The sequence below is a fragment of the Providencia sp. CIM-Carb-044 genome (assembly GCF_033901115.1).
Lineage (GTDB): Bacteria > Pseudomonadota > Gammaproteobacteria > Enterobacterales > Enterobacteriaceae > Providencia > Providencia hangzhouensis.
This window is the reverse complement of the sequence record NZ_JAXADV010000002.1, coordinates 654,586-670,315: the sequence shown is the minus strand read 5'-3', so window position 1 is coordinate 670,315 and position 15,730 is coordinate 654,586. Positions and strand designations below refer to the sequence as shown.

General features: G+C 39.4%; 10 protein-coding genes. 3 read left to right on the top strand and 7 right to left on the bottom strand.

Annotation, left to right across the window (positions count from 1 at the left end):
• Window positions 1–16: 16 nt before the first annotated feature.
• Window positions 17–967 (bottom strand): Rpn family recombination-promoting nuclease/putative transposase, encoded by a 951-nt coding sequence (locus SJ312_RS06390; protein WP_004259881.1) that lies wholly within the window; start codon window positions 965–967, stop codon window positions 17–19.
• Window positions 968–1,248: 281 nt separating this feature from the next.
• Window positions 1,249–2,397, bottom strand: coding sequence for a tyrosine transporter TyrP (gene tyrP / locus SJ312_RS06385; RefSeq protein ID WP_231135994.1), 1,149 nt, complete (start codon window positions 2,395–2,397; stop codon window positions 1,249–1,251).
• 479 nt (window positions 2,398–2,876) lie between these two features.
• Between tyrP and SJ312_RS06380 the strand changes: the two genes are divergently transcribed.
• Window positions 2,877–4,217, top strand: a complete 1,341-nt coding sequence (locus tag SJ312_RS06380) for an anaerobic C4-dicarboxylate transporter (RefSeq protein WP_096864880.1) — start codon at window positions 2,877–2,879, stop codon at window positions 4,215–4,217.
• A gap of 72 nt (window positions 4,218–4,289) precedes the next feature.
• Here the strand turns inward: SJ312_RS06380 and yfaE are convergent, their stop codons facing one another.
• The 4 genes from yfaE to ubiG form a co-directional block, all read right to left on the bottom strand.
• Window positions 4,290–4,553, bottom strand: coding sequence for a class I ribonucleotide reductase maintenance protein YfaE (gene yfaE / locus SJ312_RS06375; protein WP_004259896.1), 264 nt, complete (start codon window positions 4,551–4,553; stop codon window positions 4,290–4,292).
• 2 nt (window positions 4,554–4,555) lie between these two features.
• Window positions 4,556–5,692, bottom strand: coding sequence for a class Ia ribonucleoside-diphosphate reductase subunit beta (gene nrdB, locus SJ312_RS06370; RefSeq protein ID WP_004259897.1), 1,137 nt, complete (start codon window positions 5,690–5,692; stop codon window positions 4,556–4,558).
• 11 nt (window positions 5,693–5,703) lie between these two features.
• Window positions 5,704–7,995 (bottom strand): class 1a ribonucleoside-diphosphate reductase subunit alpha, encoded by a 2,292-nt coding sequence (gene nrdA, locus SJ312_RS06365; RefSeq protein WP_004259904.1) that lies wholly within the window; start codon window positions 7,993–7,995, stop codon window positions 5,704–5,706.
• Window positions 7,996–8,353: 358 nt separating this feature from the next.
• A complete protein-coding gene (gene ubiG / locus SJ312_RS06360; protein WP_094962306.1) occupies window positions 8,354–9,076 on the bottom strand; it encodes a bifunctional 2-polyprenyl-6-hydroxyphenol methylase/3-demethylubiquinol 3-O-methyltransferase UbiG in 723 nt (240 codons plus the stop codon).
• A 308-nt stretch (window positions 9,077–9,384) separates the two neighbouring features.
• On the opposite strand from ubiG, the gene gyrA reads away from it, so the two are divergent.
• Both gyrA and rcsC read left to right on the top strand, forming a co-directional pair.
• Entirely contained in the window at window positions 9,385–12,000 is a 2,616-nt protein-coding gene (gene gyrA / locus SJ312_RS06355) for a DNA topoisomerase (ATP-hydrolyzing) subunit A (protein ID WP_201276746.1), read from the top strand.
• A gap of 213 nt (window positions 12,001–12,213) precedes the next feature.
• Window positions 12,214–15,000: a two-component system sensor histidine kinase RcsC gene (gene rcsC / locus SJ312_RS06350; RefSeq protein WP_413776502.1), complete on the top strand. Its 2,787-nt coding sequence runs from the start codon at window positions 12,214–12,216 to the stop codon at window positions 14,998–15,000.
• Between the two features lie 78 nt (window positions 15,001–15,078).
• On the opposite strand, the gene rcsB is transcribed toward rcsC, so the two are convergent.
• A complete protein-coding gene (rcsB, locus tag SJ312_RS06345) occupies window positions 15,079–15,729 on the bottom strand; it encodes a response regulator transcription factor RcsB (protein WP_004259923.1) in 651 nt (216 codons plus the stop codon).
• Between the last annotated feature and the right edge of the window lies 1 nt (window position 15,730).

The following is a 15,730-nucleotide window of genomic DNA, read 5'->3' as shown; positions in this document are numbered from 1 at the left end:
TTCAGTTTTTATTGCATTACTTTAATGACGTCAGCTCATCACGGCTCAATCCGGTGCTTTTCATAATAATTTCAGGGCTAACACCGTTTATCAATAAGTTGCGAGCTAAGGTGGTTTTAGTTTTTTGAACGCCTTCTTGAAGCCCTTTTTGAAGCCCTTCCTGTTTGCCTTTTTGCAGCCCCTCGAGAAGGCCCTCTTGATGACCCTTATTATGTAAGCGTTGTGCGATATTCATAATCGTCTCCTTGTGCTTTTCTGTTTGCGCTTCTAATGTGTAGATAAATTTTTCAAAATCAGTTGAGTCTAAAGCAGAAAATAGGTAATTGATGATAGTGACCACATCATTGTCGCTATTATAGTGTTGATTGAGTGCTTGCGCCAATAAAGGAAGCACATGGTGAAACTCATCTCGCAAACGTTTATGTTTCATCGCTAATTCCATAACAGCAATTTTGCGATGATTTACTAATTCATTATCGTCTATTACAGTGATATCAACCAACGGGAATGATTGTGTATATAACGTATTTGCCAGCTTGGGCTGAGGAAAACAATCTGTCCATAACTGAGTGTAAGGGTAAGGTGAACGAGTACCGTGGTAGAAAAGAATAGGAACAACTAGAGGTAATACAGTGCTTCCTTGCTGCATATGCTGATTCATTGCTAAAAACGCATAATGCATTAAGCGCCACGCCATCAGTTTATCTGGGGTTGACTGGTGCTCGACTAATAAATAAATATAGCCTGTTCCATGTGAGGTCTGTACTGAATACAGAACATCAGATAGCCGAGAGCGAAGCTGTTTATCAATAAATGATGAGTTAGTCAGCTTTAGCGTAGTGAAATCACATAATGATTTTATGTGTTTTGGTAAGTGAATTTCAAAAAAGTCACGTGCGCTGTCTATGTTTGACATAAACCTCTTAAATGCTGCATCGTGGACAGCAGAAATATTTTTCCTTTTCATTCAACCTAATTCCTTATTTACCTCTCAATAACTGTAAAGCAAGAGGGGTAGGGTTGTCTTTTCGGAATTATTTTCTGCCAAATGACGTAATTAAAGAAATATATATTAAATTATATGCAAATAATATATATGTGGAGATAGAGTAGGAATGCTAGGGGATTATTGATTGATTGCGGATATCAAACGATGGCCACCTTGATTGGGAGTGAGGATAGTTAATTTCAGATAAACAAAAGCCGTAATTTGAAGTTATCCGAATTACGGCTTAATTTATCAATTTGTTAGCCGACGTTCGGTAAGAAGCCGGCAACAATCGAAAATTGGATAGCGATTACTGCCACACCACATGCCAACACTAAGGCTAAAATAGGTGTACCACCTTTAACTTGATACCCACCTTGAGATTCTAATTTACGTACACGTAATGTTAGCAATGCAGGAATAATCAGCGCTAAGACCGAGAGTGCAACAGCTGCATAAGTTAATGCTTGTACGAAACTACTAAAGAATAGGGCAGCCAATAATGGCGGAACAAAGGTGAGTAAGCCTGTTTGCACTCGACCGATAAAATGATTACTCCGTTTGAATAAGTCGGCGAGGTAATCAAATAAGCCTAATGCGACACCTAAGAAAGATGTGGCCAACGCTAAATCCATAAACAAGCTGACGGCGATATTAACGCGAGGTGTAGCGACAACATCGCGGATCGCGGTGAGTAACCCATTTAGACCTGATTCCTGCGCTAGTATTCCGAGAAAAGTATGTGATGGAATAGACCCTAACGTCGCAATCTGCCATAGAATATAAGCAACTAAAGGAATTGCGCTTCCGGTAATGAAAATCATACGTAATTTACGTACATCCCCATTCATATAGTTAACTAAACTTGGGACGCTGCCATGGAAACCAAAAGAGGTAAAAATAACGGGTACTGCGGCAAGGATAAGGCCTTTTTCAATTGGCATGGTGCTTAAGTTTACGGCTTCCGCGTGTGGCATCATTACAACTAACATGATGACTAAAAAAATCGTTTTTGCTGTGAATAAAATTCGGTTAATAAAATCGACGGAATGCGTACCAATACAGACAACTGCACCACCAATAATAGTAAATGCAATAATGGCAGTGTCAGTTGAAATTTTAAAGCCCCACCATGAAGACAGACTATCTGAAATTAATACGCCAGCTCCACCGATATAAGCGGTTGTTAATGCGTACATTAATAGCAGCATACTTAGCCCAGTCACTATCTGGCCAATTGGGCCAAGATATTTTTTAGCAACGGAGCCTAAGCCCATATTTGCAGGGTTATGCTGATACACTTCAACTAACAGTAATGAGGTATAACTCATTAACATCCATAATCCAACAAGCAAACAAACGATGCCTGTGAAACCGACTCCTGCAGCGGCAAGTGGCATTGCCAACATCCCTGCACCTATTGTTGTCCCTGCAACGATTAACACACTGCCAAGCGTACGATTCTTCACAAGTTCCTCTAATTGAATTTGAATAATTAATAAGTGATGCAGATTATGCGATTGCAAGTTCGCTGTCAAATGTAAATTACAGTGAGTGTAATATTAAGTTTACACTAATAATCAAGTAGATAGAGAGACTCAAGACAATGAGCAGAGTTAATAAAGTAAAGAAAAAATGATGATTTAAAGTGACTAAAGGTAAATTTAAATGGAGTGAGTTGTTAAAATTGGTGTAGTAGTTGATTGATTTTTATCAAAATGGTAGGTAACGGAATAGTATGTCAGTTACTTAATTAAAATTATGTGATGAGGTCAAAATAAAAGCATAAAAAATAAAACTAAATTGATTTTGAAGTTATCATAAATCAAATTAATGCTTGAAAATCATCCCGATAATATATGTAAACATATATATAAAGGATGGAACTATGGACTTTATGATTCAACTCGCCATTATCCTTGTTTGCTTATTCTATGGAGCAAAAAAAGGGGGAATGGCACTCGGGCTATTAGGTGGTGTTGGTCTAGTTATCTTAGTTTTTGGCTTTGGTTTACCGCCTGGAAAACCGCCTGTTGATGTAATGCTTGTTATCATTGCTGTTGTTGCTGCATCAGCAACGTTACAAGCATCAGGCGGTTTGGATGTCATGCTGCAAATTGCAGAACGACTACTGCGGAAAAACCCTAAGTACATTTCTATTGTGGCACCTTTTGTGACATGTATCTTAACCATTTTGTGTGGTACAGGGCATGTGGTGTATACAATTTTACCTATCATTTACGATGCGGCGATTAAAAATAATATTCGCCCTGAAAGGCCAATGGCTGCGAGTAGTATTGGCGCGCAAATGGGGATTATCGCTAGCCCAGTTTCAGTTGCCGTTGTTTCATTAGTCGCAATGCTAAATGGTGTGACAATCAATGGTAAGTCACTCGAATTTTTGGATTTATTAGCAATTACTATTCCATCAACATTAATTGGTATTTTAGCTATTGGTATTTTCAGTTGGTTTAGAGGTAAAGATCTCGATAAAGACCCTGTATTCCAAGAGTTTATCTCAGTCCCTGAAAACCATGATTATGTCTATGGTGACAGTGTGACACTGCTAAATACCAAATTACCGAAAATTAATTGGGTCGCGATGTGGATTTTTTTAGCTTCCATCGCAGTTGTGGCATTACTTGGCGCATTTTCTGAACTTAGACCGCTAGTTAACGGTAAGCCACTATCCATGGTTTTAGTCATCCAGATGTTTATGTTATTAGCAGGTGCGCTAATTATCATTATTTGTAAGACTAATCCAGGACAAATTTCAAAGAATGAAGTATTCCGTTCAGGGATGATTGCGATTGTTGCAGTATATGGTATCGCATGGATGGCAGAAACCATGTTCGGTGCTCATATGGATGAAATTAAAGGAACTTTAGGTTCTTTAGTGAAAGATTTCCCTTGGGCTTATGCAGTTATCTTATTATTAGTCTCTAAGTTTGTTAACTCACAAGCAGCTGCTCTGGCCGCTGTAGTACCAATTGCACTAGGGATTGGTGTTGACCCGGCTTATATTATCGCTTCTGCGCCTGCGTGTTATGGGTATTACATTTTACCAACTTACCCTAGTGACCTTGCGGCAATTCAATTTGACCGTTCTGGAACAACGCGTATTGGTAAATTTGTTATCAACCACAGCTTCATTCTACCGGGGTTAATTGGGGTGGGTGTTTCTTGTGTATTTGGTTGGATATTTGCGGGATTATATGGTTATTTATAATCAATAAAGCAAGTGAATAAAAAGTGATTGCACAGGTAACTGATAGACAGCTGTGCAATCACCTATTTTAGATTAACCAATTTCAATATCTGAAAGTGGATGACAGCAACAAGGCAGAATTTCTCCATCTTGCACAAATGCAATAGGTTTTTGCTTATAGCCCACTTTCCCATGTAATAACGTCACTCGGCATGAACCGCAGTAGCCTTCACGGCATTGATATTCTACAGGAATACGGCTGTCTTCTAAGGCTTCCAACAAACACGAATGGACTTCAGTATGGAAGGGGACTTGAACACCCTGCGTTAACCGCAGGGTGATTTTATGGCTTGCCATGCTTATAGTTCGAAGTCGCTCAAATCGTCGGTATCGACTTGAGAGTCAATTTGGCCGACTAAATAAGAACTGACTTCAACCTCTTGAGGCGCAACTTGTACGTTGTCAGACACCAACCATGCGTTGATCCATGGAATTGGGTTTGAACGCGTTTCAAATGGCAATTTCAGACCGACAGCTTGCATGCGAATATTAGTAATATATTCAACATATTGGCATAAAATATCTTTATTTAAACCAATCATAGAGCCTTCGCTGAATAGGTAGTCAGCCCACTCTTTCTCTTGCTCTGCCGCTTGAACGAATAAGTCATAACATTCTTGCTCGCACTCTGCCGCGATTTCTGCCATTTCTGGGTCATCTTGCCCCGAACGTAACAGGTTCAACATGTGTTGTGTACCAGTTAAGTGCAGTGCTTCATCACGTGCGATCAGTTTGATGATTTTAGCATTTCCTTCCATTAGCTCGCGTTCAGCAAACGCAAATGAACAGGCGAAGCTAACATAGAAACGAATTGCTTCGAGCGCATTAACGCTCATTAGGCACAGGTACAGCTGCTTCTTCAACTGACGCAGAGAAACAGTAACTTGCTTGCCGTTGCAAGTATGCGTGCCTTCACCAAACATATGATAGTAATTGGTCATTTCGATCAGGTCATCGTAAAAACCAGAAATATCTTTAGCACGTTTTAAAATTTCTTCATTTTCAACGATATCGTCAAAAATAATGGCAGGGTCATTCACAATATTACGAATAATATGTGTATACGAACGTGAGTGGATAGTTTCAGAAAACGCCCACGTTTCAACCCAAGTTTCCAGTTCAGGAATCGAAATCAGTGGCAATAATGCCACATTAGGGCTGCGGCCCTGAATAGAGTCCAGCAGCGTTTGGTATTTCAGATTACTGATAAAGATATGCTTTTCGTGATCTGGCAGCGCATTATAGTCAATACGGTCGCGAGAGACATCAACCTCTTCAGGGCGCCAGAAAAACGACAGTTGTTTTTCAATCAGCTTTTCAAAAATAGGGTACTTTTGCTGATCATAACGCGCCACGTTAACGGGTTGGCCGAAAAACATCGGCTCCAGCATTTGGTCATTTTTTTTCTGTGAAAACGTTGTATATGTGTGTGACATAACAATTCCTATTAAATTTTACACGCGCCGCCTTCGCAATCGGAATCCGCTGACTCAACAACTTCTTCCAGATCGCCCTGAACATCTTCCGCCCCATCGCGAGTGTTATGATAGTAAAGTGTTTTCACACCAAACTTATAGGCGAGCAATAAATCTTTTAGCAATTGGTTCATTGGTACTTTACCGCTCTCAAAACGAGTTGGGTCATAGTTTGTGTTAGCAGAAATCGACTGGTCGATAAATTTCTGCATGATACCAACGAGTTGTAAGTAGCCACTATTTGAAGGCATTTGCCACAGTAGCTCATAAGCACCTTTCAGATTTTCGTAATCAGGCACCACTTGGCGCAAGATACCATCTTTAGAGGCTTTAATACTGATATAACCACGCGGTGGTTCAATACCATTGGTTGCGTTAGAAATCTGTGATGATGTTTCTGAAGGCATCAATGCAGACAGTGTCGAGTTACGCAGACCATGTTGTTTAATTTCTTGGCGTAACGCTTCCCAATCGTAATGCAAAGGTTCATTAGTTAACTTATCGAGCTCTTTTTTATAGGTATCGATAGGTAAAACGCCTTGTGCATAAGTTGTTTCATTGAACCATGGGCAAGCACCTTGCTCCTTTGCTAACTCATTCGAGGCTTTTAATAGATAATACTGAATGGCTTCGAATGTTTTATGCGTTAAGTTGTTTGCACTGCCATCAGAATAACGAACGCCGTGCTTCGCGAGATAATAAGCGTAGTTAATCACGCCAATACCTAATGTACGACGGCCCATTGAGCCTTGTTTAGCTGCAATGATTGGGTAATCTTGGTAATCAAGTAGCGCATCGAGTGCACGAACAGCTAATATTGCTAGCTCTTCTAATTCATCTAGACTATCAATCGCCCCTAAGTTAAATGCCGATAATGTACACAGCGCAATTTCACCATTTTCGTCATTTATATTATTTAATGGCTTAGTTGGCAGCGCAATTTCTAAACATAAATTCGACTGACGAACTGGCGCAATCTGCGGGTCAAATGGGCTATGTGTATTACAGTGGTCAACGTTTTGAATATAAATACGGCCAGTAGACGCACGTTCTTGCATCATTAATGAAAATAGCTCAACCGCTTTAACGCTCGATTTACGAATGTTTTCATCTTGCTCATATTTCACATATAGACGTTCAAATTCGTCTTGATCTGCGAAAAAGGCGTCATAAAGACCCGGAACGTCCGATGGGCTGAATAATGTAATGTCTTGGTTTTTAATCAGACGCTCATACATTAACTTGTTTAATTGCACACCGTAATCCATATGGCGAACACGGTTACCTTCAACCCCACGGTTATTCTTTAGAACCAGTAAGCTTTCTACTTCAAGGTGCCAAATAGGGTAGAACAAGGTTGCAGCGCCACCGCGAACACCACCTTGCGAACATGATTTAACCGCAGTTTGGAAGTGTTTATAGAATGGAATACAACCCGTATGGAAAGCTTCTCCACCACGAATTGGGCTGCCTAATGCACGGATACGGCCTGCATTCACCCCAATCCCTGCACGTTGTGAGACATATTTCACAATTGCGCTTGAGGTTGCATTGATAGAATCCAAGCTGTCACCACACTCAATCAGTACGCAAGAGCTGAATTGACGTGTAGGCGTACGTACCCCCGCCATAATCGGCGTAGGTAATGAAATTTTGAATGTTGAAACGGCATCATAGAAACGACGGATATAATCGAGGCGTGTTTCTTTTGGATAATGTGAAAATAGGCAAGCTGCAACTAAAATATATAAAAACTGTGCGCTTTCATAGATTTCACCCGTTACACGGTTTTGAACTAAATATTTCCCTTCAAGCTGTTTTACAGCCGCATAGGAGAAGTTCATATCACGCCAATGATCAATAAAGCTATCCATTTGCTCGAACTCTGCTTCAGAGTAGTCTTCCAGCAAATGCTTGTCATATTTCCCCATTTCAACGAGGTGTTTAACATGCTTATATAATGCAGGCGGTTCAAACTGGCCATAGGCTTTCTTGCGTAAGTTAAAAATAGCAAGACGCGCAGCTAGGTATTGGTAATCAGGGGTATCACCCGTAATTAAATCTGCTGCTGCTTTGATCATCGTTTCGTGAATATCAGAAGTTCTGATCCCATCATAAAACTGAATCTGTGAACGTAACTCCACTTGAGAAACGGATACGTTACTTAGGCCTTCAGCAGCCCAGGTGATTACCTTGTGGATTTTATCAAGATCAATGCGTTCTTTATGTCCATCACGCTTTGTGACTAACAGACTCTGGTTCATGAGCAAGTACACCTTGGTTGAACTACAAATAGTTTAAAATAAACATAAAAAAGCTCATGGTGTAATGCCATGAGACTAGTTGTATTATGTTTTGTTGTACCACTATATGTAGTAGTTTGTTTAGAATACCATAACAAGATAATGTTAATATGTGATTTTATCAAGTGAACAAATTAGAGGGATCTTGTGGATAACTGGTTGGATAAGAAAAGTGATCATGTCGGTAAGCTGCATGGTAAAAGGCATTAATAAAAAAAATGCTTCCGACATGAGGACTAAAATAAATTTTGTAAAATGCGATCGTTTGCTGCTTTCTTAAACGTAGTGCTTGTGATTTATTCTTTTCACGACTAAATGACTATTCGTTTACCGTATGCAGCATATAGTTTACATCAACATTTGGCCCAAGCCAGAACTTGTCTGTTAATGGATTATAATGCAACCCTATGATATGTTTGTCTTTTAATGGTGTGCCGTCAATCCAATGAATTAACTCAGAAGGGCGAATAAACTTGTTTGCGTCATGAGTGCCTTTTGGGACGATTTTCATTATATATTCAGCAGCAACAACAGCCATTAGCCATGCTTTTTTATTACGGTTGATGGTTGAAAAAATTACGTGTCCACCCGGTTTGACTAATTTTGCGCAAGCCCTAACGACAGACTGAGGGTCCGGAACATGTTCAAGCATCTCCATACACGTGACAACATCATAGGCTTGAGGGTGCTTGTCTGCATGTTGTTCAACGGTTTCTTGTACATATTCAACTGGAATGCCGGACTCAAGAGAATGTAAGCGAGCAACCATTAAAGGCTCGGCACCCATATCAAGACCGGTGACTTCTGCACCTTCACGCGCCATACTTTCCGATAAAATGCCACCGCCGCAGCCAACATCAAGAATTTTTTTACCGAAAATACCGTCTACACGCTGCATAATATAACCTAAGCGTAATGGATTGATGCGGTGTAGTGGGGCGAATTCCCCTTCTAAGTCCCACCAACGTGAGGCAATGGACTCGAATTTTTCGATTTCTTGCTTATCGACGTTAAGGTAGGTTGGGGTTTGGGTGTCATTCATACAAAGAAGCTCCTATTTTTAACCTATTACCCGAAAGCTTATTAACGATAGTTATATTTAAACTGTATTTAAACTATGTTTAATAGGGGGAATAGTAGCCCGACAAGCATTGATGGCTAAAATATAAACAACAATGTAATTATTGCAGTTATTAATTGATAAACCTTCAAGTTTCGGACACATAAACTTAATTTTCCGCTATTATACATAGCTTGGAAGACAAATACCCGTCTCTTATTTTTATTAAATTGGCGAATTGTGGTATAGTTCTACTCTTTGAATCCGAAGTTATGAGGGACAGTGGTTCCATGAGCGAGATTGCCAGAGAAATCACACCAGTTAATATCGAAGAAGAGCTTAAAAGTTCGTATTTGGATTATGCAATGTCCGTTATTGTCGGCCGTGCGCTTCCAGATGTTCGAGATGGACTGAAGCCAGTACACCGCAGAGTACTGTATGCGATGAATGTATTGGGAAATGATTGGAATAAACCCTATAAAAAATCTGCCCGTATTGTTGGGGACGTCATCGGTAAATACCATCCACATGGTGATATCGCTGTTTACGAGACAATTGTTCGTCTTGCACAGCCTTTCTCAATGCGTTACATGCTGGTTGATGGTCAGGGAAACTTCGGTTCAGTTGACGGAGACTCCGCTGCGGCAATGCGTTATACGGAAATCCGTATGGCGAAAATTGCCCATGAGCTACTTGCTGACCTTGAAAAAGAAACCGTTGATTTCGTTCCAAACTATGACGGAACAGAGCAAATTCCTGAAGTCATGCCAACGAAAATTCCAAACCTTTTGGTTAATGGGTCGTCTGGTATTGCGGTTGGGATGGCAACCAATATTCCTCCTCACAATTTAGGGGAAGTGATTAATGGTTGTCTTGCTTATATAGAAGATGAAGACATCAGTATTGAAGGTTTAATGGAACACATTCCAGGGCCTGATTTCCCAACAGCGGCTATTATCAACGGCCGTCGTGGGATTATTGATGCATATCGTACAGGGCGTGGCAAGGTCTATATCCGTGCAAGCGCTGAAGTGGAAGTCGATGAGAAAAATGGTCGCGAAACCATTATTGTCAGCGAAATCCCTTATCAAGTGAATAAAGCTCGCTTGATTGAAAAAATTGCAGAGTTAGTTAAAGACAAACGTGTTGAAGGAATCAGTGCACTGCGTGACGAGTCGGATAAAGACGGTATGCGCATTGTTATTGAAGTTAAACGCGATGCTGTGGGTGAAGTTGTCCTGAACAACTTATATTCCTTGACTCAATTGCAAGTTTCTTTTGGTATCAATATGGTGGCTCTACATCAAGGGCAACCGAAAATACTGAATTTAAAAGATATCATTGCTGCTTTTGTGCGTCACCGTCGTGAAGTTGTCACTCGTCGTACGATTTTCGAATTGCGTAAAGCGCGTGACCGTGCTCATATCCTTGAAGCACTGGCAATCGCACTTGCTAATATTGACCCAATTATTGAATTGATCCGTAAAGCACCAACGCCAGCTGAAGCTAAAGCAGGGTTGATTGCACGTTCTTGGGATCTGGGTAATGTAGCGGCAATGCTAGAGCGTGCAGGTGATGATGCAGCTCGTCCTGAGTGGTTAGAACCACAGTTCGGTGTTCATGAGGGGCAATATTTCCTGACTGAGCAACAAGCCCAAGCTATTTTGGATTTACGTCTCCAAAAATTAACCGGTCTTGAGCACGAAAAACTACTGGAAGAGTACCGTGATCTTCTAGTACAAATTGAAGCTTTACTGTTTATTTTACGTAGTCCTGAACGTTTGATGGAAGTGATTCGCGAAGAGTTAGAAATTATTCGTGATACTTATAATGATCCTCGTCGTACAGAAATTACAGAAAATACCGCAGACATCAATATTGAAGATTTGATCAATCAAGAAGATGTGGTAGTGACATTATCTCACCAAGGTTATGTGAAATATCAGCCTCTGTCTGATTACGAAGCACAGCGCCGTGGTGGTAAAGGTAAATCTGCTGCACGAACAAAAGACGAAGACTTCATTGAACGCTTATTGGTCGCCAATACGCACGACACCATCTTGTGTTTCTCAAGTCGTGGGCGTTTGTATTGGATGAAAGTTTATCAGTTGCCAGAAGCGAGTCGTGGTGCTCGTGGTCGTCCAATTGTTAACTTATTACCACTTGAGCAAGATGAACGCATTACTGCTATCTTACCTGTACGTGAATATGAAGAGGGTTATAACGTCTTCATGGCAACGGCGAGTGGTACTGTGAAGAAAACACCTTTACAAGAGTTTAGCCGCCCAAGAAGTGCCGGTATTATTGCAGTGAACTTGAATGAAGGTGATGAACTGATTGGGGTTGATTTAACCGATGGTTCAAATGAAGTCATGCTGTTCTCTGCACAAGGTAAAGTTGTGCGCTTCGCTGAAGATGCTGTTCGCCCAATGGGACGTACTGCAACGGGGGTTCGTGGAATTAAATTAATGGATAACGATAAAGTCGTATCCTTGATCATTCCACGTGGTGAAGGCCATATCTTAACTGTCACAGAAAATGGTTATGGTAAACGTACTGAAGAAGCAGAATACCCAACTAAATCGCGTGCAACTCAAGGGGTTATCTCTATCAAAGTGAGTGAGCGAAACGGTAATGTTGTTGGAGCTATTCAAGTTGATGAAACTGACCAAATCATGATGATTACGGATGCCGGCACATTAGTTCGTACCCGTGTATCTGAAGTGAGCGTCGTTGGCCGTAATACGCAAGGTGTGACCTTGATTAGAACAGCTGAAGATGAAAAAGTGGTTGGTTTACAACGTGTTGCTGAAACAGATGATGATGAAAATAATGATGATGAGAATGCGATTGAAAACACTGAAGAAAACGGTGTTGATGATGCAAATATCGACGATCAAGAGTAATTATCGCGTTTAATTTAATGAACGGGTAGCATATTAGCTGCCCGTTTTAGTTTCTAGTCTAAATTTCTTAGTTTTATTACTTTTCATGTCTGTCGCTTTTTTATTATGTAATCGAGTATAATTAGCGATCATCGTATCGAATATACAGGAAAACGCTTGAGATACTTACCCTCGTTTAAAACATCACTTAGACTTTCTCGGGATTTATTTCGTATCCTCGGCTTGATGTTGTGGGGCATGGGTGCTTTTATCACTTTATTTTTCCTTTATTCGCAATTTAATGAATACAAATCTGATCTTCGCCAGCAGTTCTATTCTGGGTATGAAAACCTACAAGTCTATATACAGCAAACGGCGGCGACACTGAATTCTATTCAGTCGATGACTGATCTGTACCAAATAAAGCTGCAAGAATCGACAGAGGAAAATACTTTTACGAGTAAATTTATGGAATTGCCAAATGCCTCTAATTACTCGTTCTATAAATTAACTCCGAATACGGATTGTGATCATTTTAGGGATAAAGCTGAAAACTATTTGCAGGCTTTTGAACAATTGAATTATTTTTGGAAAGAGAGTATTGCAGCGCCTCAAGCTTTAAACCATGTCTTTTTAGTGGGTTCGAAAAGTTATTGTCTGGTGGATTATCCTATTCGTTCTACAATATCGGATATAGAAATACTAAAAAAAGTTAGCTACGAAAGTGTGCGAACTTATCAAGGTTTAAGGCTACAAGGTAAAGAGCGTAAGCTATTTACCATTACGCATGGTGCTCAGCCGGATTATGGGCAGGTTTACTTAATTCAAGCAATCAAGCACGATAATCTGCTCCCCGCATTTATTGGGCTAGAACGTTCAATTAATTTAAATCAATTTAATATACGGCGAAATAAGGCTATCGAAATATTGATAATTAACGACTATAACCAGCCTGTTTTATATTCACCTACAGATATCAATCCTAAGAGCTCTGCATTGCTCAATATTTCTGAGCCTTCATTTTTCGGTTTTAACTCAGATTACTCAAAATTAATCTTCAAAAAAAGGTTAGCACCTTCTCAAATTACGGTCATTTTCTCAATTGCGACGTCGGAAATATTAGCGAGTTTAGAAAACACCATTTTTTACGGTATCCTCCTAAATATTTTTACGGGTGGGCTGATTTTCTTTTTAATTTGGTTACTTGAAAGGAAAATGCTAGAACCCGCAGAGAACACTGCGATACGGCTTGAGGAACATGAACAATTCAACCACAAAATTGTAGCATCAGCACCGGTCGGTATCATCATTTTAAGATTAACAGATGGTGGTAATATTCTCAGTAATGAATTAGCTCACGACTATTTTCGGCTGTTAAATGATGATGATAAACAGCGAATATTGACAATTATTCGCCAAAAATCGAGCAATTATATAGATGTGGTGACAACCAACGGCACACACTTACAAATTAGCTTTGTAAACTCTCGATACCAAAATGAAGATGTCGCTATTTGTGTATTAGTCGACATTAGCATTCGTGTTCAAATGGAAAAATCGCTACAAGATGTAGCCGATGCGGCGGAACAAGCAAACCATGCTAAGTCAATGTTTTTAGCGACAGTTAGTCATGAATTAAGAACGCCGTTATATGGAATTATTGGTAATATAGAATTACTACAACGTTATGAATTACCGGAGAAAGCAACACGCTTAGTCTCAACTATGGATAATTCATCTTCACTTTTATTGCAGATTATTAGTGATATTTTAGACTTTTCGAAAATTGAATCTAAGCAATTGAAAATAGAAAGCAAATTGTTTAATTGTCGAGAGGTTTTTGCGTTTGTATTAGCAAACTATCTGCCATTAGTGACGAAGAAAAAAATATCATTATATTCCTATATTGAGCCTAATATACCTGATCTCATTTTGAATGACCCTGTTCGTTTACAACAAGTGATTTCTAACATTGTTAATAATAGTATTAAGTTTACAGAATCAGGTTTTGTATTGCTTTATGTATGGAAAGATGAGAATTATTTAAAGATTGAAATACGTGATTCAGGAATTGGAATGACACATGCGGTGGTCATGAAGTTGTTTGATCCATTCTTTCAAGTTTATGACCAAAATAATATGGGCCATAAAGGAACTGGTTTAGGTCTAGCTATTTGCGAAAAACTGGTTAACCTCATGGATGGTGACATTGAGGTCAGTTCCCAAATTGGACTTGGTAGTTCATTTACTATTCGAATTCCTTTATATGGTCAAGAATATCTTAAGAAAAATATTCCAGAATACCGGGCTCATTATCGGATTGCTGTTTCGTGTCGAAATGAATTTTTAATGAACTTTCTTTTGCGTTTATTAAGTCAAGAACAATTTTCTGTTGTCCGCCATAATACAACGGATAAGACACAACATTATGATCTCTTAATAACTGATTATGAGCAGGCTGAAAGGGGCATCTGTGAACATCATATCCAATTATCAAGTATTTATGCGGGTGAACTCCATCAAATAAAACAAAACCAGTGGATTTATAATACATATCAATTAGATAAATTACCTATCTTAATTGATAAAGCCATCATGAAAACGGCCGAGCAATCGCTGAAAAATAGTACAGTAAATCCATCATTGGTTGCTGACCATTCGTTAAGTGAACACCATGTATTAATTGTCGATGACCATCCAATTAATAGAGCATTATTGAGTGAACAATTAGCGACTATCGGTTTTACTACAGGCACAGCGATAGATGGGCTAGATGCATTAAAATATTTAGATAATCATCATGTTGATATTGTTTTAACGGATGTAAATATGCCAAATATGGATGGCTACCAGTTGGCAAAGGAACTGCGCCGTTTAGAGTTCAATTTACCCGTTATTGCATTAACTGCTAATGCAATGGCAGAAGAAAAGCAACGCTGTATTAACGCAGGAATGAATGATTGTTTATCAAAACCGACAACAATTGCAATTTTACGTGAGACTTTGACGCGCTATTGTTGAATGTGACTAGAAAAGGACGCAAAAATAAAAACCCATAACTGGGTTTTTATTGGCGTAGTCTTATAGTTAAAATGAAATTTACTCTGAAGGCGAGTTATCAATGCTGACAGAAGAAAGGTAATTCAGTAGCGCTATATCATTTTCAACACCTAATTTCAGCATAGCTGATTTTTTCTGGCTACTGATTGTTTTTATACTGCGGTTAAGTTTCTTTGCAATTTCAGTGACCAAAAAACCTTCAGCAAACAAACGTAGCACTTCACTTTCTTTTGGTGATAAACGTTTATCGCCATAGCCGCTTGCATTGACTTTTTCTAACAGTTTGCTCACGCTTTCTGGTGTGAATTTTTTGCCTTTCTGTAAAGCCGCTAAAGCTTTAGGTAAATCAGCTGGCGCACCTTGTTTTAACACAATTCCTTCAATATCCAGCTCTAAAATAGCGCTAAGAATGGCAGGGTTATTGTTCATAGTGAGAACAATAATTGACAGGTCAGGATAATGCCGCTTGATGTATTTGATTAAAGTAATACCATCGCCATATTTATCACCTGGCATAGATAAATCAGTAACTAGTACGTCTGCGTTTAAACGTGCTAAGTTATTAATCAAAGAGGTTGAGTCCTCAAATTCCCCTACGATATTCACCCATTCAATTTGTTCAAGTGATTTTCTGATGCCGAAAAGAACGATAGGGTGATCATCGGCAACAATGACATTTAGGTTATTCATA

Excerpts from the sequence above, each read along its gene's own strand:
- SJ312_RS06390 (WP_004259881.1), bottom strand. The coding sequence starts at position 967 with ATGAAAAGGAAAAATATTTCTGCTGTCCACGATGCAGCATTTAAGAGG.
- tyrP (WP_231135994.1), bottom strand. The coding sequence starts at position 2,397 with ATGTTGGCAATGCCACTTGCCGCTGCAGGAGTCGGTTTCACAGGCATC.
- SJ312_RS06380 (WP_096864880.1), top strand. The coding sequence starts at position 2,877 with ATGGACTTTATGATTCAACTCGCCATTATCCTTGTTTGCTTATTCTAT.
- yfaE (WP_004259896.1), bottom strand. The coding sequence starts at position 4,553 with ATGGCAAGCCATAAAATCACCCTGCGGTTAACGCAGGGTGTTCAAGTC.
- nrdB (WP_004259897.1), bottom strand. The coding sequence starts at position 5,692 with ATGTCACACACATATACAACGTTTTCACAGAAAAAAAATGACCAAATG.
- nrdA (WP_004259904.1), bottom strand. The coding sequence starts at position 7,995 with ATGAACCAGAGTCTGTTAGTCACAAAGCGTGATGGACATAAAGAACGC.
- ubiG (WP_094962306.1), bottom strand. The coding sequence starts at position 9,076 with ATGAATGACACCCAAACCCCAACCTACCTTAACGTCGATAAGCAAGAA.
- gyrA (WP_201276746.1), top strand. The coding sequence starts at position 9,385 with ATGAGCGAGATTGCCAGAGAAATCACACCAGTTAATATCGAAGAAGAG.
- rcsB (WP_004259923.1), bottom strand. The coding sequence starts at position 15,729 with ATGAATAACCTAAATGTCATTGTTGCCGATGATCACCCTATCGTTCTT.